Source organism: Herbaspirillum sp. GW822-FHT03A08 (genome assembly GCF_058801885.1).
On sequence record NZ_JBXANR010000006.1, the window covers coordinates 348,869 to 371,061 of the forward strand.

At 58.5% G+C, this 22,193-nt stretch carries 18 protein-coding genes; 2 read left to right on the forward strand and 16 right to left on the reverse strand.

From position 1 onward, the window contains the following. Positions 1–55 precede the first annotated feature (55 nt). Positions 56–1,798 (reverse strand): ABC transporter ATP-binding protein/permease, encoded by a 1,743-nt coding sequence (locus AC1RN6_RS20200; protein ID WP_493007220.1) that lies wholly within the window; start codon positions 1,796–1,798, stop codon positions 56–58. 307 nt (positions 1,799–2,105) lie between these two features. Between AC1RN6_RS20200 and AC1RN6_RS20205 the strand changes: the two genes are divergently transcribed. Further along, positions 2,106–3,947, forward strand: a complete 1,842-nt coding sequence (locus tag AC1RN6_RS20205) for an ABC transporter ATP-binding protein (RefSeq protein WP_493007221.1) — start codon at positions 2,106–2,108, stop codon at positions 3,945–3,947. Between the two features lie 53 nt (positions 3,948–4,000). Here the strand turns inward: AC1RN6_RS20205 and AC1RN6_RS20210 are convergent, their stop codons facing one another. Continuing rightward, positions 4,001–4,699 carry a M24 family metallopeptidase gene (locus tag AC1RN6_RS20210; protein ID WP_493007222.1) on the reverse strand — a complete coding sequence of 233 codons (699 nt, stop codon included), beginning with the start codon at positions 4,697–4,699 and terminating at the stop codon, positions 4,001–4,003. A 228-nt stretch (positions 4,700–4,927) separates the two neighbouring features. On the opposite strand from AC1RN6_RS20210, the gene AC1RN6_RS20215 reads away from it, so the two are divergent. Next, positions 4,928–5,935 (forward strand): GlxA family transcriptional regulator, encoded by a 1,008-nt coding sequence (locus AC1RN6_RS20215; protein ID WP_493007223.1) that lies wholly within the window; start codon positions 4,928–4,930, stop codon positions 5,933–5,935. 78 nt (positions 5,936–6,013) lie between these two features. On the opposite strand, the gene AC1RN6_RS20220 is transcribed toward AC1RN6_RS20215, so the two are convergent. From AC1RN6_RS20220 to AC1RN6_RS20285, 14 genes are all read right to left on the reverse strand, one after another. Next, positions 6,014–6,922 carry a ParB/RepB/Spo0J family partition protein gene (locus tag AC1RN6_RS20220; protein WP_094565980.1) on the reverse strand — a complete coding sequence of 303 codons (909 nt, stop codon included), beginning with the start codon at positions 6,920–6,922 and terminating at the stop codon, positions 6,014–6,016. A 62-nt stretch (positions 6,923–6,984) separates the two neighbouring features. After that, positions 6,985–7,755, reverse strand: a complete 771-nt coding sequence (locus tag AC1RN6_RS20225) for a ParA family protein (RefSeq protein ID WP_050479115.1) — start codon at positions 7,753–7,755, stop codon at positions 6,985–6,987. Positions 7,756–7,816: 61 nt separating this feature from the next. Beyond that, positions 7,817–8,449 carry a leucine efflux protein LeuE gene (leuE, locus tag AC1RN6_RS20230; protein WP_493007224.1) on the reverse strand — a complete coding sequence of 211 codons (633 nt, stop codon included), beginning with the start codon at positions 8,447–8,449 and terminating at the stop codon, positions 7,817–7,819. 68 nt (positions 8,450–8,517) lie between these two features. Then, positions 8,518–9,099, reverse strand: coding sequence for a lipocalin family protein (locus AC1RN6_RS20235; RefSeq protein WP_493007226.1), 582 nt, complete (start codon positions 9,097–9,099; stop codon positions 8,518–8,520). After that, the gene (gene rsmG, locus AC1RN6_RS20240; protein WP_493007227.1) at positions 9,100–9,759 is read right to left on the reverse strand and encodes a 16S rRNA (guanine(527)-N(7))-methyltransferase RsmG; all 660 of its coding nucleotides are present in this window, start codon (positions 9,757–9,759) and stop codon (positions 9,100–9,102) included. Positions 9,760–9,764: 5 nt separating this feature from the next. Then, positions 9,765–11,717, reverse strand: coding sequence for a tRNA uridine-5-carboxymethylaminomethyl(34) synthesis enzyme MnmG (gene mnmG, locus AC1RN6_RS20245; protein ID WP_493007228.1), 1,953 nt, complete (start codon positions 11,715–11,717; stop codon positions 9,765–9,767). A 271-nt stretch (positions 11,718–11,988) separates the two neighbouring features. Continuing rightward, entirely contained in the window at positions 11,989–12,774 is a 786-nt protein-coding gene (locus AC1RN6_RS20250) for a sulfite exporter TauE/SafE family protein (RefSeq protein ID WP_493007229.1), read from the reverse strand. Positions 12,775–12,970: 196 nt separating this feature from the next. Further along, the gene (locus AC1RN6_RS20255) at positions 12,971–14,974 is read right to left on the reverse strand and encodes a 3'-5' exonuclease (protein ID WP_493007230.1); all 2,004 of its coding nucleotides are present in this window, start codon (positions 14,972–14,974) and stop codon (positions 12,971–12,973) included. A 161-nt stretch (positions 14,975–15,135) separates the two neighbouring features. After that, a complete protein-coding gene (locus AC1RN6_RS20260) occupies positions 15,136–16,116 on the reverse strand; it encodes a branched-chain amino acid ABC transporter permease (protein WP_493007231.1) in 981 nt (326 codons plus the stop codon). 33 nt (positions 16,117–16,149) lie between these two features. Then, positions 16,150–17,034, reverse strand: coding sequence for a branched-chain amino acid ABC transporter permease (locus AC1RN6_RS20265; protein WP_094565988.1), 885 nt, complete (start codon positions 17,032–17,034; stop codon positions 16,150–16,152). A 180-nt stretch (positions 17,035–17,214) separates the two neighbouring features. Continuing rightward, positions 17,215–18,432, reverse strand: coding sequence for an ABC transporter substrate-binding protein (locus AC1RN6_RS20270; RefSeq protein ID WP_493007233.1), 1,218 nt, complete (start codon positions 18,430–18,432; stop codon positions 17,215–17,217). Positions 18,433–18,672: 240 nt separating this feature from the next. Then, entirely contained in the window at positions 18,673–19,428 is a 756-nt protein-coding gene (locus AC1RN6_RS20275) for an ABC transporter ATP-binding protein (protein WP_493007234.1), read from the reverse strand. After that, complete coding sequence (locus AC1RN6_RS20280; protein WP_050479124.1) at positions 19,428–20,198, reverse strand: ABC transporter ATP-binding protein; 771 nt, start codon at positions 20,196–20,198, stop codon at positions 19,428–19,430. The genes AC1RN6_RS20275 and AC1RN6_RS20280 overlap by 1 nt, the downstream gene beginning before the upstream one ends. Positions 20,199–20,437: 239 nt before the next feature. Next, the gene (locus AC1RN6_RS20285; protein ID WP_493007235.1) at positions 20,438–22,066 is read right to left on the reverse strand and encodes a GMC family oxidoreductase; all 1,629 of its coding nucleotides are present in this window, start codon (positions 22,064–22,066) and stop codon (positions 20,438–20,440) included. Positions 22,067–22,193: the final 127 nt, after the last annotated feature.

Here is a 22,193-nt window from a genome sequence, read left to right on the forward strand (position 1 = left end):
TGCCATGGATCCCATGCATCGGCGTCGCGCAATGTTGCGGATGTTGTAGATGCTGCTAAAGCGGCTGGATGCTGAGACGGCTGACGCTGTCGCCTGGCGCATTGTTGCGGTTGGAAAAATGCCAGCGCTGCTGGTGATAGCGTGCCACGGTTTCACGGTGGGCGATGCTGACGATGGCCGACTGCGGCAGTTCTTCCTGCAGCAGGGAGTACAGCGCTTCTTCGGTTTCGCCGTCCATGGCGCTGCTGGCTTCATCCAGGAAAACCACTTCAGGGCGCGTGAGGAATACGCGTGCAAACGCCAGGCGCTGCTGCTCGCCGGGCGACAGGCGATTGCCCCAGTTGTTGTAGACGTCGAGCTTGTCTTTCAGGTGCGACAGCCGGCACAGGTCGAGGTAGTGGCACATCGCCAGATCGGTGTAAGCACTGTCATCTGCCGGATATGCCAGCGCCGAACGCAGCGTACCGATCGGCAGATAGCTCGATTGCGGCACGAACATCAGTTTGGACTTGTGCGGGATCTGGATGTCGCCGCCGCCGTACGGCCAGATACCGGCGATGGCGCGGAACAACGTCGACTTGCCGCAACCCGACGGACCGCTGACCAGGATGCGCTCGCCGGGATGAATCGCACCATTAACGCCACCGATCAGCGCGCTGCCGTCGGGCAAGGCAAGGTCGACCTTGTCGAGCAAAATGGCGCCGACATTGTTGCGTTCCACCGAAATGCTGGCGGGCTGCTTCTGCGCCTGCTCGACGGCGAGGTTGAAACCGGCCAGACGGTTGATGCTGGCCTTCCAGTCGGCCAGCGTGGTGAAGGCGTTGATGAACCACGACAAGGCGTCCTGCACCTGGCCGAAGGCGCTGCTGAGCTGCATCAGCACACCCAGCGAAATGGCGCCGGAGAAGTAGCGCGGCGCCGCCACCAGCAGCGGGAAAATAATCGCGAACTGGCCGTAGAAGTTGGTCGCGATATTCAGGCTTTTGGTGGTGCGCATGATGGCCCACCAGTTTTGGCGAATGTCCTCAAAACGCAGATTGAGTTCATCGCGTTCACGCCGCTCGCCGCGATACAGTGCAACCGCTTCCGCATGTTCACGGATGCGGATCAGACCGAAACGATAGTTCGCCTCAAAGCGCTCCTGGTTGAAACTCTGCACCACCAGCGGCTTGCCGATCCACCAGATGATCCACGACCCGACGCCGGCATAAGCGATGGCAAACCACACCATGTAACCGGGTATCACCCATTCGCGATTCATCAGGGCGAACGACACCGGGCCGCTGATGGCCCACAGAATGCCCACGAACGACACCAGCGTCACGGCGCTGGAGATGAAGCCCAGCACCAGACTGATGGTGTTCGACGTCAGCGAGCGCAGATCTTCGGCGATACGCTGATCGGGGTTGTCGGCGATGTGGCCCTGCTCCATGCGGTAGTAGGCATGATGCGCCAGCCATTTGGCCATGTACTTGTCGGTCATCCAGCTGCGCCAGCGGATCTGCAGCGATTGCGTCAGATAGATGCGCGCAGTGGCGACGACGATGTAGGCAAAGGCCAGGTAGCTGAACTGCCACAGCAGGCTCTTGAAGGCGACGTAATCCTTGTTTTGCATGGAATCGTACATGGTGCGATTCCAGTCGGTGATGAGCACGTTGATATAGACCATGACCAGCACCAGCGCGATGATCACCGCCAGCAGGCCCCAGGCCTTCCAGCGTTCTTCCGAGATCCAGTATGGTTTGATGAGCTGCCAGATGGCGCGGCGGTCGAAGGCTTTTTTCTTGTTGGCTGTCATGTGAGTTCCGGATGGGTTCTGTGCAAGATCATCTGCGATGATAAGCAATCCGCAATATTTCAGCTTGCGTTTAAATGCAACCAAGTGCAACAGTCTGGCACTTGCTGCTATCCCACGAGCTGTCGTCCCAGCAAACGCCGAGACGGCGCTGGGTCCTGACTTTCGTCAGGACGACAGGTATGGAGCAGCCGCCCCGTTTTGGTGAACGGGTTAAAATCGGTGTTCTTCACTGCATCGGTCTTGCGCGGACTCCAGCACCAGGCTGCTGCGCGCGGCGCCGATACTGTGCCGATATTCTGGAGATTGCATGCTCGCATGGTTTGAAAAACTGGTTCACCCCTACCCCGACAATATTCCCAAGCCGCCGCCGCGCGGCTTTACAGCGTTCATCTGGGCCTGCACCCAGGGCTTGCGCCGCTACATCGTTGCAATGACGGCACTGACCGCGATCATCGGCGCATTTGAAGCACTGCTGTTCGCGATGATGGGCCGCATCGTCGACTGGCTCAGCCACATCGAGCCGTCGCAGTTGTGGACGCAGGAACGCAGCAGCCTGATGTGGCTGGCCGTGGTGCTGGCCGGCAGCCCTGTGCTGATTGCGCTGCAGACCTTCTTCAAGCATCAGACGCTGGCGGGCGCTTTTCCGATGATGCTGCGCTGGAAATTTCATCGCCTGATGCTCAACCAGAGCATGAGTTTCTATCAGGACGAATTCGCCGGCCGCGTCGCCGCCAAGGTGATGCAGACAGCGCTCGCGGTGCGCGACGTGTGCATGATCATGGGCGACATCCTGGTGTTCGTGATGATCTACTTCGTCACGATGGCGGCAGTCGTCGGCAACTTCGATCTGTGGATGCTACTGCCCTTCTTCGGCTGGCTGGTGCTGTACATGGCGGCGCTGCGCTACTTCGTGCCGCGCCTGTCGAAGGTGGCGCGCAATCAGGCGGATGCGCGTTCAACGATGACCGGCCGCATCACCGATGCGTACACCAATATCGCGACCGTCAAACTGTTTTCACACGCCGGTCGGGAGGCCGGTTATGCACGCAGCGCGATGCAGGACTTTCTGGTCACGGTGAACCGCCAGATGCGTCTGGTGAGCGGCTTTGAAATCGTCAATCACTCGCTCAACATGGTGCTGATCCTGTCGACTGCCGGCGTTGCGCTGTGGCTGTGGACGCAAGGCCAGGTCGGTATCGGCGCAGTGGCGGCGGCGACCGCGATGGCGCTGCGCCTGAACGGCATCGCGCACTGGGTGATGTGGGAAATGGCGGCCCTGTTCGAACACGTCGGCACCGTGCAGGACGGCATCAACACGCTGTCGCGCGCGCATGAGGTGAAGGATTTGCCGGATGCACAGCTATTGCAAGTGAAGCGCGGCGAACTGCGTTTTGAAGAGGTAAGTTTCGCCTACGGCGCCACCGGTCCCGATGCACGCCAGGTGATCGACAAGCTGAACCTGAACATTCAGCCCGGTGAAAAGATCGGCCTGGTCGGACGTTCCGGCGCGGGCAAGTCGACCATCGTCAATCTGCTGCTGCGCTTTTACGATGTCGAACAGGGCCGCGTACTGATTGACGGCCAGGACATCGCCCACGTCACGCAGGACAGCCTGCGCGCGCAAGTCGGCATGGTGACGCAGGATACCTCACTGCTGCACCGCTCGGTGCGCGACAACATTCTTTATGGCCGTCCCGATGCCGGCGACGATGACATGATCGCCGCCGCGCATCGCGCCGAGGCGCATGATTTCATCGGCAGCCTGGCCGATGCGCATGGCCGCAAAGGCTATGATGCGCACGTCGGCGAACGTGGTGTGAAATTATCCGGCGGACAACGCCAGCGCATCGCGATCGCGCGCGTGATGTTGAAGGACGCTCCCATCCTGTTGCTGGATGAAGCGACCAGCGCGCTCGATTCGGAAGTCGAAGCGGCGATTCAGGAAAGCCTGTATCGCCTGATGGAAGGCAAGACCGTGGTCGCTATCGCCCACCGCCTGTCGACCATCGCCGCGATGGACCGCCTGATCGTGCTGGATCAGGGCCGCATCGTCGAGCAAGGCAGCCATCAGGAGCTGCTGGCGCACAACGGTCTGTATGCGCGCCTGTGGTCGCATCAGAGTGGCGGTTTCCTGGGTGAAGAAGCTTGATTCGACAAGCTAGTTCGCTACGTACCATTCACGGTGCGTAGCGAACACGACAGTCAAACGTAGTAGCTATCTTCCAGCAGCATGTCCTCGAAGAAGGCGCCGTAAGTATGGTCAGGATGGCGCAAATGGATCTCCAGAATCCAGCGCACCGCCGACGGCACGCCTTCGAATTCTGCCAGTGATCCTGTGTGAATTGCGGCGTGCGGAAAATCCGACACGCGGTGTCCCGGCAGATCGAAATTCAATTCCCAACCGCGCTTGCGCACTTCGTTTTCCGCGAAGGCGTACAGCGCTTCTCCACTCAATTGCTGTTCGCTCCACGCGCGTCGTGCGGCATGAAACACGGCTTCAGCATCCTGCGCGCAGCGCGCGTAATCGTCCTGGCTGCCGACCATGAAAGCAGCGCCGCCGTCGCCTTCCCACGCGTCATGGCGCGGTGCGATGTCGATGAAAAAGATATCGTTTTCCTGCAGCACTACGCCGGGTTCGGACGCCTGCCGCATCGGCTTGACGGTATTGCGGCCGAAGCGCACGCGCGTCGGGTGCCAGCTCAGCGTGAGGCCGGCATCGATCAGGACCTGCCTGGCCATCTCGACGGCGTCTTCTTCCACCATGCCCGGTCTGATCCGTGCCGCGATGTCGCGAATCGCCTGGCGCGTCTTGTTGCGCGCGGCGAGCATGCCGTCGACGGAAAAGGCCGGGCCGACGCGCTCGGCGTCGCCGGTCGCCATGGTGGCGGTTGAAGTGTTCATGTGTTCTCCTGAGAAGGCGCAAAAGAACGCGCACCATGCACGTCCCCGATGGAGAAAATTATCGACGGCGGCGCACAACAAAGACAGTGCCGCAAGGACGCGTTGACAGCCATCCTGCGACGTTTTTCTGCCACGAAGATGGCAATGCCGGCTCGCCGGCGAAGACGGCGCTATGATGGCATCAGTCGATCTCTTGTCTTCAATCACCGTCGTTGCTCATTCACTGCCATGCCTACTGTCGCCCTGCTGGTGTTTCCCGGAGTTCAGGCGCTGGATGTTTCCGGCCCGCTGGATGTGTTCGCCGAAGCCAACCGCTTCCTGCTGCCGCAGCAGCACTATCACTTGCAAGTCGTCGGCAGCACGCGCGAAGCGATCGCCTGTTCCAACGGCATGCAGATCGTGCCGCATCGGCATTACAGCGAGACTAACGACGCCGTCGATCTGCTGCTGGTGGCGGGAGGGCCGGCCTTGCCGCAGCATGCGCGCGACGCTGCGCTGAGCGACTGGCTGGTGCAGGCCGCCCGGCGCGCCGGACGGCATGGTTCGATTTGCAACGGCGCGTTCTTACTCGCGCATGCGGGACTGCTGAATGGCAAGCGTGTCACCACGCATTGGAATGACGCCGCCGCGCTGGCGCGTGATTTTCCGGATGTCGAAGTCGACGCCGATCGCATTTATCTGCGCGACGGCAAACTGGTGACGTCGGCCGGCGTGACCGCCGGCATTGATCTGTCGCTGGCGTTGCTGGCGGAAGACATGGGACAGGAAGTCGCGCTCAATGTCGCCAAGCGGCTGGTCGTCTTCATGCAGCGCAGCGGCGGGCAATCGCAGTTCAGCCCTTACCTCACGCCCTACGCCGAAGAGATGTCGCTGGTCGGCCAGGTGCAACATTACGTGCGCGCACATCTGCAGGACAAGCTTAGTGTCGACGTGCTGGCGAAAGTGGTCTCCAGCAGTCCGCGCAATTTCGCGCGTGTGTTTGCCCGCGATGCGCGGATGACGCCGGCGGAATTCATCGAGAGCGCGCGCGTCGACGCGGCGCGCGTGATACTGGAGAGTTCAGCGGCGCCGCTGAAGACGGTGGCCTACCGTTGCGGTTTCCGCGATGCGAGCCATATGCGCGTGGTGTTTCAGCGGCGGCTGGGCATCAGTGCCCAGCAGTACCGCGACAATTTTTCTGCAGGTGGACTGAATGATGTAGATGGGGTGGATACTGCGATGGCGGCATCGAGGTAAAGAGCGCTGCAAATTGCGGCCGGCAACCATGCCGGTCCGCATCGGTCTGCGTTACTGCTACAACTTACTGCCTCTGCTTTACTGCTCTACCGCTTCGCCGCGCAAACGTGCGATCACGCCGTCAAGCGCGTCAAGGCCGGCGAAGCTGATGATGAGCTGGCCCTTGTTCTTGGCGCCGGTCTTGATCGACACTTGTGTGGCGAGGATGTCGGACAATTCTTCTTCCAGGCGCGCGATGTCGCGCGATTTTTCCTTGCCGCCGTCGCGTGGTTTGTTCGATGCCGCTTGTTCGGCAGTCGTGCGCACGACGAGTTTTTCGGCTTCGCGCACCGACATGCGCTTGGCGACAATCTGGTTCGCCAGATTGATCTGCGTGGCGGAATCAACGGCCAGCAAAGCACGCGCATGGCCCATGTCGATATCGCCGGCCATCAGCATGGTCTGCACCGGCTTGGCAAGATTCAGCAAACGCAGCAAGTTCGACACTGCGCTGCGGGAACGGCCGACTGCAACCGCAGCTTGTTCATGCGTGAAGTTGAAATCGGTGATGAGGCGATGGATACCTTGCGCTTCTTCCAGCGGATTCAGATCTTCGCGCTGCATGTTTTCGATCAGCGCCATGGCGGCGGTGGTCTGATCGTCGACGTTCTTCACCAGCACCGGTACTTCGGTCAAGCCGGCAATCTTGGCAGCACGGAAGCGGCGTTCGCCGGCGATGATTTCGTAGATGTCCTTGCCGTTGTTCTGGCCGATGGAGCGGATCAGGATAGGTTGCAGCAGGCCTTGTTCCTTGATCGATGCGGCAAGCTCGTTGAGCGCGCCTTCGTCCATGCGGCTGCGCGGCTGATATTTGCCGGCCTGCAGATCCGTGACCGGCATCACCGATGGCGAACCAGCGACCACCGGCTCGTCTTCGGTCATGTCGGAAGATCCGCCGAGCAATGCGTCGAGACCGCGGCCGAGGCCTTTTGATTTTTTGGTTGCCATCTTGGTTACCTACCTGTTTCTGAATTACTGATTACTAAAATTATTTATATCGTTTATAACGATTACAGCGTCTTGATGCGTTCGACCATTTCGGCGCCGAACGCGATGTACGCCTGCGCGCCCTTCGATGCGGCGTCGAAATTGACACCCGGCATGCCGTAGGACGGCGCTTCCGCCAGACGCACATTGCGCGGGATGACAGTCTTGAAAACCTTGTCGCCGAAATGCTGTTCGAGCTGATCGGAAACCTGTTGCGACAGCGTCATGCGCGGGTCAAACATCACGCGCAGCAAACCGATGATCTTGAGATCGGGATTGAGCTTGGCGTGCACTTTCTTGATGGTGTTGACGAGATCGGACAGACCTTCCAGCGCATAGTATTCGCACTGCATCGGGATCACCACGCCATGCGCCGAGCACAGGCCGTTCAGGGTCAGCAGCGACAACGCGGGCGGGCAATCGATGAGGATGAAGTCGTAGTCGTCGGCGACGGCGGCGAAGGCATCCTTGAGGCGCTTCTCGCGGTTGTCGAGTTCGACCATTTCGACTTCGGCGCCGGCCAGTTCGCGGTTGGCGGGCAGCACGTCGAAGTTGCCGCTTTCGGAGCGCTTGCGCACGCTCTTGATGTCGGACATGCCGAGCAGGACTTCATAAATCGAACCTTGCAGCTCGGCCTTGTTGATGCCGGAACCCATGGTCGCATTGCCTTGCGGATCGAGGTCGGCCAGCAGCACGCGCTGATTGTGCTGCGCCAGACCGGCGGCGAGATTGACTGCTGTGGTGGTTTTTCCGACGCCGCCTTTTTGATTCGCAACGCAAAAGATTTTAGCCATAGGTTCTTTTTAGTGAATGTTCCGTTGGTGCTCAGGGTTGATGCAATGCTGGTTCAGATGCTCAGTTTGTACTTAACTTGATGCCGAAGCCGATCAGAAAAATGCCGGCCGCGCGCGACGCCAATGTAGCGATCGTGCGATTGCGCGCCAGGCGTTTTGCTGCCGCATTTCCCACCAGGACCAGCAGACTGCCATAGATCAGGGTGCAAGTGCAAATTACCGCGCCCATGGTGAGGAAAGTCGCTGCGCCCTGCTGCGTCGCCGGATCGATGAACAGCGGGAAAAACGCCATGTAAAACACGATGGCCTTGGGATTCATGAGCGTGACGAAAAAGCCGCGGCGGAAATCCGCCATGTTCGAAAACGGCACCACCGATGATCCGCCCTCTTCCTTGGCGAACAGCAGGCGCGCGCCGAGATAAGCAAGATACGCGGCGCCGATATATTGCATTCCCTTGAACAGCAAGGGATTTGCGTGCAGCAAAGCCGCCACGCCGATCGCCGCCAGAAACATCAGCACGATATCGCCCAGCATCAGTCCGGCGATCGCCGCAAAGCCGCCGCGCAAACCATGCTTGGCTGAACACGTCAGCACGCAGAAGGTGCCCGGTCCCGGCAGCATCAGAAACACCACGGTCGCTGCGACCAGCTGCCAGACGTCGGTGATGCCCATGGTGTGAAACAGTGCTTGCATGATGTCTCCTCGTTGTCTTTACGTTTTCTTTTGTGCGCGATAGTCGTCTGTAGTAACCCGTACTGCTTTTACTGTTGCGGCGTCTTGACCAGCTTCGACGTATCGAATCCCTGCTTGGTGGCGTTGTTCACCGCCGCCTCATATTCTGCAGTCGACAGCGCCGGCTTGCGCGCCAGGATCCACAGATAGTCGCGCGACGGCGTGCCGACGGTGGCGATGGAATAATCCGGATCCAGGTCGATGATCCAGTAGTCGCCCCACACCAGCGGGAACCATGCCAGCCATGCCGGCGCAAAGCGCACCTGCAGCCTGGCGTTGTTGCTGCCTTCGCCATCCTTGACCACGCGCGCCAGACCGTCGGCCTGATCCAGTACGCCGCCCTCCACCTTGCAGCGGTTGATGACGTCGATATCGCCGTCGGCGCGTGCGCGGTATTCCGCGGTCACGTTGGCGATGCATTTTTTCTGGAAGCTATTGGGAAAACGCGCAATTTCATACCACTTGCCGACGTAGCGTTTGAGATCCACCGACGGTACGGTGACGACTTCCTGCGCCATGGCATTGGTCACCGGCAACGCGGCCACGGGAGCGGCGGCGGCGCAGACCAGCGTCAGGGAAGAGAGCAAACGGCGGGCAAGCTGGGTGTTCATTCAAGACCTTTCGATGAAGATCAGATGACGTTCGGCGTCCAGACCGGGTACCTGCAAGGCTTCGGTTCTGGCGACTTTCCATCCATCCGGAAGACGGGCAATTTCATCCTGCGGCATCACGCCTTTGAGAGCAATGTAATGGCCGCCGGGCTGTAACAGATGGTTCGACCAGTTAACGAAGTCGTTGAGTTCCGCAAAAGCGCGCGAAGTAATCACATCGAACAGTTGCTCAACCTGCAACTGTTCAACACGCGCCGTGTAGACAGATACATTGCCTAATTGCAACTCGGCCTTGGCCTGTGTCAAAAAAGCGGTTTTCTTGTGCACCGTATCGATCATCGAGACGCGCATGCCCGGCTGCGCCTCGGCCGCCCAGATTGCCAGCACGATGCCCGGCAAGCCGCCGCCGGCGCCGACGTCCAACACATTGGTGGCGCCGTCGAAGGCCTTGACCACGGCCAGCGAGTCCAACAGGTGATGCGTCATCATCTGCGCCGGATCACGCAGGGCGGTCAGGTTATAGGTGCGGTTCCACTTCGCCATGAGGGCGAGGTAGGCCAGCAGTTTTTGCTGCTGACCGGCGCTGAGCGCCAGGCCGAGAGCTTCAGCGCCCGCGCTCAGGGTGTCGGCCAGTTTGGAGTCTGTTGTTGTCGTGTTCAAAATACTCAGGCCGCCTGATTGTGGTTGTCGGAGTCCGGAGTCCCGGCCTGATCAGCGGCATTTTTCAGGCCGCCTTTTTTCAGGTGGACCAGCAACAAGGACAGCGCCGCCGGCGTCACGCCGGAAATCCGCGACGCCTGGCCGAGGGTTTCCGGCTTGTGCTTGTTGAGCTTCTGGCGCACTTCGATCGACAGGGCTTTGACGTCCATGTAGTCGAGATCGGCTGGCAGCTTCATGCTTTCGTTGTGTTCCTGACGGCCGATTTCCTTGGCCTGGCGATCGATGTAGCCCGCGTACTTGATCTGTATCTCGATCTGTTCCCGCACCGGATCATCGGCGACGCCGGGTCCGGCGAGCGATTGACCGTCGGTGCCGGTCAGGGTCATCAGGCTGTCGTAGGTGACATTCGGACGGCGCAGCAGATCGACCAGGTTGTATTCCCGCTCGATGGCTTTGCCCAGAACGCGTTCGGCTTCGACATCGGCGAGGATGCGCGGATTCACCCAGGTGGATTTCAGGCGCTCCATTTCACGTGCAACAGCCTCGCGTTTTTTCTCGAACATTTCCCATTGAGCGTCGCCGACGCAGCCCAGCTGACGGCCGATTTCAGTCAGGCGCAGGTCGGCGTTGTCTTCACGCAGACTCAGGCGATATTCGGCGCGGCTGGTGAACATACGGTAAGGCTCTTGCACGCCCTGGGTAATCAGATCATCGACCAGCACGCCAAGATAAGCCTCGTCGCGGCGCGGTGTCCAGGAGTCGCGGCCCTGTGTTTGCAACGCGGCGTTGAGGCCGGCCAGCATACCTTGCGCCGCCGCTTCTTCGTAACCGGTGGTGCCATTGATCTGGCCGGCGAAGAACAAGCCCTGAATCTGCCGGGTTTCCAGCGACGACTTGAGGCCACGCGGATCGAAGTAATCGTATTCGATGGCGTAGCCCGGACGCAGGATGTGAGCATTTTCCATGCCGCGCATCGAGCGCACCAGCGCCAGCTGCACGTCGAACGGCAGGCTGGTGGAGATGCCGTTGGGGTAGAACTCGTTGGTGGTCAGGCCTTCCGGTTCCAGATAGATCTGGTGCGAATCCTTGCCCGAGAAGCGGTGGATCTTGTCTTCAATCGACGGGCAGTAGCGTGGACCGACGCCTTCGATCACGCCGGTGTACATCGGGCTGCGATCCAGGCCGGCGCGAATGATGTCGTGGGTCTGGGTGTTGGTATGGGTAATCCAGCACGGCATTTGTGCCGGATGCATGCCGACATTACCCATGACCGAGAACACCGGGATCGGATCGAAGTCGCCCGGCTGTTCTTCCAGCACGGAAAAATCGATGCTGCGGCCGTCGATACGCGGCGGCGTCCCGGTTTTCAGACGGCCTTGCGGCAGCTTGAGTTCTTTCAAACGTGCCGACAAAGAGATCGCTGGCGGGTCACCGGCACGGCCGGCGGAATAGTTATTGAGGCCGACGTGGATCTTCCCGTCGAGGAAAGTACCGGCAGTCAGCACCACCGCCCTGCCCGCAAACTTGATCCCGGCCTGCGTCACGGCGCCGATCACGCGGTCGCCCTCAACCATCAGATCGTCCACAGCCTGCTGGAACAGCCACAGATTCGGCTGATTTTCCAGACGCGAACGGATCGCTTGCTTGTACAGAATGCGGTCAGCCTGGGCGCGCGTGGCGCGGACAGCCGGGCCCTTGGACGAATTCAGGATGCGGAATTGAATACCCGCCTCATCGGTTGCAATCGCCATCGCCCCGCCCATGGCATCGACTTCCTTGACCAGATGGCCCTTGCCGATGCCGCCGATGGAAGGATTGCAGGACATCTGACCGAGGGTCTCGATGTTGTGCGTCAACAGCAATGTGGTTTGCCCCATGCGGGCAGATGCCAAAGCAGCTTCGGTTCCGGCGTGACCGCCGCCGACGACGATGACATCAAATTGTGTGGGAAATAGCATAATGCGCCTCGTGGAGACGGTGAACAGAGGCGAGATTATAAAGTCTTTTTCGGATGGGTATCAGACCCCACCCCGGTTATTCCCTTTTTAGTCACGCTTTTTGTTTCACGTGAAACAATTTGGGTTGCCGATATGGATGGACAATGACTGTTGGCGATTGATCGAAGGTTTTTTTGACAAATAAAAAGGGAGGCCTCAGCCTCCCTTTTTTATCTCCTGATATTCTTCGGTGATTGTTTCACGTGAAACAATCGCCGAAATCTATCCTGCCCTACTTCAAAAACGCGTCATATCCTGTCTTCAAAATCAGGGCACTCACCACGAACAGGAAAAGTTTGCGGACAAAGCTGCTGCCATGTTTCATCGCCAGACGTGTACCAACCAGCGAGCCGCCGATATTAAAGACCGCCATTAACAGACCCAGTTGCCAGATCACGTGACCGCTGTAGGAGAACCAGACCAGGGCCGCCAGATTGGTGGCGATGTTCACCACCTTCGACACAGCCGATGCGCGCAGGAAATCATAGCCAAAGATACGCACAAACAGGAACACGAAGAAGCTGCCGGTACCCGGTCCAAACAAGCCGTCATAGAACCCCACCCCGGCACCCACCAGAATGGCATAGAGTTTTTCCTTGCTTCCCGACAACAGCGGCGCATGGTGCTGGCCGAAGTCTTTCTTCTTCAGGGTATAGATCGCAACCGCCAGCAGCACGAAAGGCAAAGCCTTGCGCATCATGTCGGTCGGCACGTGCGTGACCAGATAGGCCCCCGTAAAGGACAAGGCAAACGCCGCCAGCGCGGCAGGTGCCGCTGCCGCCCAATGGATACGGACCTTGCGGGCGAAATTGATCGCCGCCGCGCTGGTGCCCATGACGCCGGCCACCTTGTTGGTCCCGAGCAGCGTCGCCGGTGCGACATTAGGAAAGACCGAGAACAAGGTCGGGATCAGCACCAGCCCGCCACCGCCGACCACTGCATCTACCAGTCCGGCGACGAATGCGCCGATGCAGAGAATCACATAATTGGAAAAGAGAACAGGCAAAAGATCAGACATAACGACCTGCCTGCGTGAAGATACAGCACGGGGAAAACAACGACATCGGAGGCTTTCGCTAAACGGGAGAAGGGAACTGCTTGCTGGTTCGGCCCCGACATATCGCAGCGAAACCTGCCGGCCGCACTGTCAGAGCGACAAGCATTTTACTCCTGCGGCTCCCGCTTCTCTACTCCCATGACGCTCTTGCGCCCTACTACTTGCGCACCCGATTCATCAACACACTGCGTTGCTCTGCATGCTCGTCATCAGGTTCGAACAAGGACAGACTGGAGATAGCCCGCGTCATGGCAACATAAAAATGGCGGACCTCCTCGGCGATATCGCGCAGCCGGGGGAATTCGTGCTGCTGCAGATAAGGCACCAGCACATGTGGCCACTGCCGCCCTTTCGCTGCCTGGATCGTCGTCAGCGTCAATTGCCGGCGCGACTGGATGGCGTTCCGGTTCTTGCTCACCTTTTGCTGGCGGCGATGCAGTTCGGCGAGGAAGTCGGCCGCGTTCATCTCCGGGTGGCGTGAGGCAAAAGCGATAAAGGTCTGGATCGACTTGGCAGCCGACGTCGCGCGGCTGCGATTGATGAAGGCACGGCTGGTGGCATCGACCAGCGACAGATGGCGATTGGCGAAGTTGAGCAACTCTGCTGCCGTACTCTCCTTGTTCAGCTTCTGCAACTCTTCCACTACATCCGTGAAGCGCTGCTTCCAGCGCAGCGTCATGTCATCGTCGGCATCGCGTGGCTTGCACAGTACGGCTTCGAAAAAATCCTTGAGCGCATTCGGCTGTTCCGCAATCATCCGTTGCGCTTCCTCGAACCAGCTGCCTTCGGCAAAGTAGCCGCGCTCCCAGTTTTCGGACGACTCCCCAACCGGCAGGTACAGAGAAAATCCCATGACCATGCGCTTGATGCTTTCCTTGTCGCCTTGCAGCGTCGCGAACGAATTACTCGCCATGTGCAGCAGACCGCGCAGCATCAGAATTTCAGGACGATGGAGGTAAGACTCGATGTCGTCGCAGTAGTACGGGATGTTTTGATCAAGCAGCAGGTTTTCGATCTCGATGGTCTGGTCCGGCTCGCGCACGATGATCGCGATGTCGGAATAACGCGTGTCGGCCCGCGCCTTCACCAGGGCTTGCACCTGCTGCGCCACTTTCGCGGCGCAATCTCCGGACAAAGTCGGGTCATAAGTCAGGCGCTTGATCTCCGTGTACAGATCTTCATGCGAAGCACATTTGCGCGCCGTCAGCCGCTGCGCCAGCTTGGACAGCGAAGTCCCGAAACGATAGGATTTCCCCAGCGGCAGGTACTGCGCATTCGGAAAGGCCATCTCAAAACCCGCGGTGGAATAGACGATATCCGCACCACGCGCAGAGTTAATAATTTGATAACGATCACCGACCGCAACCAATTTATTTCCTCTTAGCAACAATTGCAGCAAGCGGAATTCAGCTGCGTTGATATCGTGCCATTCATCGATCAGATACAAACCTTTAACCGGGAGAATCTCCAGCGCGGACGGGTGATTGCTCAGCAGCTCAACCAGGTCCGGCACCAGATCGGCGGCACTGCGCCATTTGTATTCACCGGGGTAAGTCTGCCGCTGCCGCTCGTAAGCGATGCCGATTTCGACCGCTTCAATTTGCGTACCGAACTGCGTTGCCAGTTGATCCAGATCATCGTAATCCAGCTCTTCGTCATGGAAACGATGCGAGGCCAGACTGGCTTTAAAACGGTAAAGCAAAGAAAACATTTCCTCGGCATTGGCACTGTTTTTCTCGAAAGAAAAATCGAAGCCGTTGTCGATCCGCCCTTCTCTCGCTTCATAGCGCGCCAGCACGCTGTTTGCCGCCGCCACCAGATGCGGGCGCAGTTCTTCGTCCGACGCGTAGTAACGTGTTTTTTCCAGCGCCAGCGCTTCGCCCAGCTGCGCCAGACATTCGCGCGCATACGCCTCCACCGTATTCAGCGGCACCGGTCTGGTGACGCCTTCCTCGTACAGCTTTTCGCGGAAACGCTTGTTTGCCCCTTCCGAAAAACACAGGCATTGGATCTGATGCGCACCTAGCCCTCTTGTCAGCGCCTGCTTCACCAGCATCGCCAGCGTGGTGGTTTTACCCGAGCCGGCAACCGCTTCGATCATGACGATCTGGGCGTGACACTTCAAAATCTCTATCTGCTCGTCGGTCTGGGGCACTGCCATTCAATTCTCCGAAAATACATTTGCTGCATGATTGCGCGTGGCGACACTGTACAAGCAAACCGGCCGGCGTCAAATGAAAACTGCCACCGGACAGTCTGAACTGTGCGGCGGCAGTGATTGCTGCAGTTACCCTGGCCGGCAAACCGGCCTGAGCCAAACTACTAGTGCGATGCAGTCGGCGAACGCTTCCCCATCAGGTTCAGGATTTCACCGACGATGCCGCGGCGGAAGGCCAGCACGCAAACGATGAAGATGAAGCCGGTCACGATGGTCACCGAGTCGCCCAGGGTATTGAACCATTCGATATGGGTCACCGTAGCCAGCCAGTTGCCGATATCGCCCAGCTTGTTTTCCAGCATGATGATGATCACGGCGCCGACGATAGGACCGATGATGGTGCCCAGGCCGCCAACCAGCGTCATCAGCACGACCAGACCGGACATGCTCCAGTGCACGTCGGTCAGCGTTTCAAAGCCCAGCACCAGCGCCTTGGTCGAGCCGGCAAGACCTGTCAGCGCTGCCGACAGCACGAAAGCCAGCAGCTTGTAGCGGTCGACGTCATAGCCCAGCGAGATGGCGCGCGGTTCGTTTTCCTTGATCGCCTTCAGCACCTGGCCGAACGGCGAGCTGATGGTGCGCACGATCAGCGCAAAACCGGCAATCGCGATCGCCAGCACGACGTAGTACAAAGTCATGTCGCTCGACAGATCGATAAAGCCCAGCAGCTTGCCGCGCGGGATGCCTTGCAAGCCGTCTTCGCCGCCGGTGAACGGTGCCTGCAGCGCTACGAAGAACAGCATCTGCGCCAGCGCCAGCGTGATCATGGTGAAATAAATGCCCTGACGGCGAATCGCCAGCAGACCCATCACCAGACCGATCAGTGCGCCGGTGGCAGTACCCAGGATCAGGCCGATTTCAGGCGGTACGCCCCAGGCCTTGATCGCCTGGCCGGCAACGTAACCGGCGCCGCCGAAGAACGCGGCGTGGCCGAAGGACAGCAAGCCGGTGTAGCCGATCAGCAGATTGAAGGCGCATGCAAACAAGGCAAAGCACAGCATCTTCATCAGGAACACCGGATACAGACCGAACGGCGCCGCCAGCGCCAGGATCAGCAACACGGCGTAAAAGAATTTCTTGCTCATTGGATTATTCATCGCATTAGTCATGTCGTCGCCTTATTTCTCTTTACCGAACAGACCGGCAGGACGAATCATCAGGACGATGGCCATGATGATGAACACAACGGTTGCCGACAATTCAGGATAGAACACGCGGGTCAGGCCTTCGATCACGCCCAGGCCCAGACCGGTGACGATCGAGCCGAGGATGGAACCCATGCCGCCGATCACCACCACCGCGAACACGACGATGATCAGGTTGGAGCCCATCAGCGGCGACACCTGAATCACCGGTGCGGCCAGCACGCCGGCAAACGCCGCCAATGCCACGCCGAAGCCATACGTCAGGGTGACCATCAGCGGTACGTTGATACCGAAGGCTTCCACCAGTTTTGGATTCTCGGTACCGGCGCGCAGGTAAGCGCCCAGACGGGTCTTCTCGATCACGAACCAGGTCGAGAAACACACCACCACAGACGCCAGAACGACCCAGGCGCGATAATTCGGCAAGACCATGAACCCGAGGTTGGTTGCGCCTTGCAACGCGTCAGGGACCGAATACGGCTGTCCGGAGACGCCGTAGATCGAGCGGAAGATGCCTTCGACCATCAGCGTGATGCCGAAGGTCAGCAGCAGACCGTACAGGTGGTCCAGTTTGTAGAGCCAGCGCAGCATGGTCTTTTCGATGATGATGCCGAACAGGCCCACGATCAGCGGCGCCAGAATCAGCATCAGCCAGTAATTGATCCCGAAGTAGGTCAACCCTATCCACGCGGCGAACGCGCCGAGCATGTACAAGGTGCCGTGTGCAAAGTTGATCACGTTGAGCAGGCCGAAAATGACCGCCAGTCCCAGCGACAGCATCGCGTAGAACGAGCCGTTCACGAGGCCCAGCAGCAGCTGGCTCAACAAGGCTTGCAGGGGTATGCCGAATAATTCCATAGAAACTCATTCATTCTGATTGACCGGATGTCGCCTGGATACTCGTCTGAGTGAACCATGCGCTTCCGGCTTATCAAGTGCAACGTGGGCAACATGAAAAATCTGTCATTCCTGATTAAACAGAAATGACAGATCTCAAATTGCGTTTAATTGCGTTTAGTAGCCAGATTTACTGAAGACTTATTTCCAGGCGGAGCACTTGGATTCAGCCTTGGTGGTCCATGCCTGTTCGCCAGGAATGGTTTGCACCAGCTTGTAGTAGTCCCATGGGTACTTGGATTCGGCCGGTGTCTTGACCTGGTACAAATACATATCGTGGACCACGCGGCCGTCGGCGCGCAGATAACCGTTCTTCTGGAACACGTCGTTGAACTTCATCTTGCGCAGTTGCGCCATGACCTTGTCGGCATCATCCGAACCGGCAGCCTTCACAGCTTGCAGGTATTGCAGCGCGGAGGAATAGTCGGCAGCTTGCAGGCTCGAAGGCATCTTCTTTTGCTTTTCGAAGTAGCGCTTGGCGAACTTGCGGGTCTCGTCGTTGGTATCCCAGTACCAGCTGTCGGTCAGGTACATGCCCTGGGTCAGCTTCGGCGTCAGCGAGTGCACGTCGTTGATGAACACCAGCAGGCCGGCCAGCTTGGCAGTCTTGGTAATGCCGAATTCGTTGGCTGCCTTCACCGAATTGATGAAGTCGCCGCCGGCATTTGCCAGGCCGATGATCTGGGCCTTGGAAGTTTGTGCTTGCAGCAGGAAGGACGAGAAGTCGGATGCGCCCAGCGGATGCTTGACTGAACCCACGACGGTGCCGCCCGATGCCTTGACGACGGTGCTGGTATCCGCTTCCAGCGAGTGACCGAACGCATAGTCGGCGGTCAGGAAGAACCAGCTCTTGCCGCCTTGCTTGACGACTGCAGAACCTGTGCCCTTGGCCAGCGCCACAGTGTCGTAAGCGTAGTGAACGGTGTAAGGCGAGCATTCTTCATTGGTCAGGCGAGCCGAACCGGCGCCGTTTTCAATGAAGACCTTTTTCTTTTCGTTGGCGACTTTCGCCATTGCCAGCGCGGTGCCGGAATTGGTGCCGCCGATCAGGACGTCGACGCCCTGCTGGTCGAACCATTCGCGCGACTTGCTGGCGGCAACGTCAGCCTTGTTCTGATGATCGGCAACGACCAGTTCGATCTTCTTGCCGTTGATCGATCCGCCCATGTCGGCGATAGCGAACTTGATCGCTTCTGCGCCGCCCTGGCCGTCGATGTCCGAATAGACGCCGGAAATATCGGTGATGAAACCGATCTTGATCACGTCGCCGGAGATCTGCGCCGAAGCCGGCGCCGATGCTGCCAAAGCGAACGCTGCTGCCGCAGTCGATACGGCGAGTGACATTGTCTTCAATTTCATTTCCATCTCCTTTGTTATAACGTTCGCTTGCTGCCCGAAGTTGTTGCTGACTTTGCTGCTGAAGTTGTTACGTAACTCATCGATCGCGCATTGCGCCACCGACTACGTGACTACCCGTCGCACCGATGGAACTCATGGTGCATTCTTTTTATGACTTGCTGATTAATCTGACTCTTTAAGCCGACTCTTCAGAATCCGTGTTGCTGCGAATGAAGCCCGATATGTCCCGACCGTCCGGACTTACACGCCCAGCAATTCGTTGAGCTTCTGCGTCTTCGACTGCAATTCTGCAGCGGCAAACGACTCAACGATCTGACCGTGTTCCATCACATAAAAACGGTCCGCCAGCGGCGCCGCAAAACGGAAATTCTGTTCCACCATCACGATGGTGTAGCCCTTGGACTTGAGCATCAGGATCATGCGCGCAAGTGCTTGCACGATGACCGGCGCAAGGCCTTCGGAAATCTCGTCGAGCAACAGCAGGCGCGCGCCGGTGCGCAGGATGCGCGCCACCGCCAGCATTTGCTGTTCGCCGCCGGACAAGCGTGTGCCCTGGCTGTTGCGGCGCTCTTTCAGATTGGGGAACATGTCGTAGATCTCTTCGATCGACATGCCTTTGTCGGTCTTCGACACGAAGGGCGGCAGCATCAGGTTTTCTTCCGCCGACAGCGACGAAAAGATGCCGCGCTCTTCCGGGCAATAACCCACGCCTTGATGCGCGATCTTGTGGGTCGGCATGGCGATGGTTTCATTGCCGTTGATCTTGATCGAACCTTTGCGTGCACCGACCAGACCCATGATGGAACGCAAGGTGGTGGTGCGGCCGGCGCCGTTGCGGCCCAGCAGCGTCACCACTTCGCCCTTGTTTACGGTCAGGTTGACGTTGTGCAGAATGTGCGATTCGCCGTACCAGGCTTGCAGATCGGAAATCGCCAGCGCGGGTGTGCCGCCGCCAGTGGATGCCACGCCGCCTTGTTGCAGGGTTGCCGTGTTCATCAGTGAGCTCCTTCCAGCGCGCCCGATGTCGTGCCCATATAGGCTTCCATCACTTGCGGGTTCTTCGATACCTGGTCATACGTGCCTTCGGCCAGCACCGCGCCGCGCTGCAATACGCTGATGCGGTCGCAAATGCCGGAAATCACGTTCATGTTGTGTTCAACCATCAGAATGGTGCGGCCGGCCGAGACCTTTTTGATCAGTGCAGTCACGCGGTCGACGTCTTCGTGGCCCATGCCCTGGGTCGGCTCATCGAGCAGCATCAGTTCCGGTTCCATCGCCAGGGTCGTGGCGATCTCCAGCGCACGCTTGCGGCCGTAGGGCAAATCGACAGTGATGGTATCGGCGAAGCTGGTCAGATCGACTTCTTCGAGCAAGGCCATGGCGCGGTCATTGAGCTGCTTCAGGCTGTCGCCGTTCTTCCAGAAATGGAAGGAAGTACCCAACGTGCGCTGCAAACCGATGCGCACGTTTTCCATCACGCTCAGGTGAGGAAACACGGCGGAAATCTGGAAGGAACGAATGATGCCCTGACGCGCAATCTGCGCCGGCGCATCCATCGTGATGTCCTTGCCATTGAATAAGATCTGGCCCGAAGTCGGCACCAGGAATTTGGTCAGCAAATTGAAGCAAGTCGTTTTGCCGGCGCCATTCGGTCCGATCAGCGCATGGATATGCCCGCGCTGGACTTGCAGGTTGACTTTACTGACTGCTGTAAAACCCTTGAATTCCTTCGTCAGGTTTTTTGTCTCCAGAATGACATCTGTCATAGTGTCTCTTCTTGTCTCTTCTCATTCTTCCCGTGAATACCATGCGTCTTTATAACTGCATGGCCGCTTAGTAAGTTACGCGACGCTTCTGACATCGGCAACTACTCTTTTTAGGGCCTGAACACCTGTCGTCAGGCCTTGTGCGAGAGTCTTATTTTTTTAATATCTGGCGCATAGTAGCCGAGTCGTACCATTACTACAATACGTATAAGTACCGTATTGGGCAAAGCTCGAAATATTTAATTCTTGCGCGCTTTTCTGATCAGTTCTGCTGTCTTTTCAGCAATCATGACGGTGGGAGAATTGGTATTACCGGATGTGATGGTAGGCATCACGGAAGCGTCTACCACGCGCAGTCCGGCGACGCCGCGCACGCGCAATTCGCTGTCGACGACGGCCAGTGCATCGTCGGCGCGCCCCATCTTGCAGGTGCCCACCGGATGGAAGATGGTCGTGCCGATTTCGCCGGCGGCTTTGTATAACTCTTCCTCAGACTGGTATTCCACCCCGGGCTTGCATTCGTCGGGTTGGTACTTTCGCAAGGCAGGCGCTGCGGCGATCTTGCGCGTGAGCTTGAGCGAATCCGCCGCGACCTTGCGGTCTTGCTCGGTGCTGAGGTAATTCAGGGTGATCTTCGGCGCCAGCGTGCCGTCGCCGGAACCCAGTCGGATATGTCCGCGCGAGGTCGGACGCAGATTGCACACGCTGGCGGTGAACGCCGGGAAAGGATGCAGCGGATCGCCGAATTTTTCCAGCGACAGCGGCTGCACGTGATATTCAAGGTTGGCGCTGGCTTGCGACGCGTCTGACTTCGCGAACACACCCAGCTGCGACGGCGCCATCGACATCGGTCCGCTCTGGAACAGCGCGTATTCCATGCCGATCTTCATTTTGCCGAACCAGTTGTTGGCCATCATGTTGAGCGTCTTCACGCCCTTGACCTTGAACGCCGTGCGGATCTGCAAATGATCCTGCAGGTTCTCGCCAACGCCGGCCAGGTCTTTGACCACCGGAATCTGATGCTGCTGCAGCAAGTTCGCAGGACCGATGCCCGACAATTGCAGGATGTGCGGCGAGCCGACCGCACCGGCAGCCAGGATCGTTTCACATGCCGATTCGGCATACCATTCCTTGCCGCCGCCGGAGAACTCGACGCCGAGGCAGACCGGGCCATTTTCACCTTGCCCGATGCGCAGGCGTTTGACGTGCGAACCGGTCATGATTTCCAGATTGCCGGTTTTCATCGCCGGTTTCAAAAACGCCTTGGAGGCGTTCCAGCGAATGCCGCGTTTTTGATTCACATCGAAGTAGGAACTGCCTTCGTTGTCGCCACGGTTGAAGTCATCGATCTTGGGAATGCCGACTTCCGCCGCCGCATCACGGAAAGCATCGAGGATTTTCCACGACAGGCGCTGCTTTTCCACACGCCACTCGCCGCCGGCGCCATGAAACTGATCGCCGCCTTTGTAGTGATCTTCGCTCTTCTTGAACAGCGGCAGCACCTGATCCCAGCGCCAGCTGTCGTCACCGGTCAGTTGCGCCCACTCGTTGTAGTCGCGTTCCTGACCGCGCATGTAAATCATGCCGTTAATCGACGAGCAGCCGCCCAGCACTTTGCCGCGCGGATAAATCAGACTGCGGCCGTTAAGGCCGACATCGGCTTCCGTGCGATACAGCCAGTCAGTACGGGGATTATTGATGCAATACAGATAGCCGACCGGAATGTGAATCCACAGGTAATCATCCTTGGCGCCGGCCTCGATCAGCAATACCTTGACGCCGCGATCGTGGCTGAGCCGGTTGGCCAGCACGCAACCAGCCGTGCCGCCGCCGACGATGATGTAATCGTATTTACCTGCTGACTCCATGCTGCTGTCTCCGTTATTTTTTGTCTGATACCGTTTAATTCTGTCGTCCTGACGAAAGTCAGGACTCAGCGTCGCGTCGCGCTACGTACAACTGTTCAGCCGACAATACGGCACTAGGTCCCAGCAT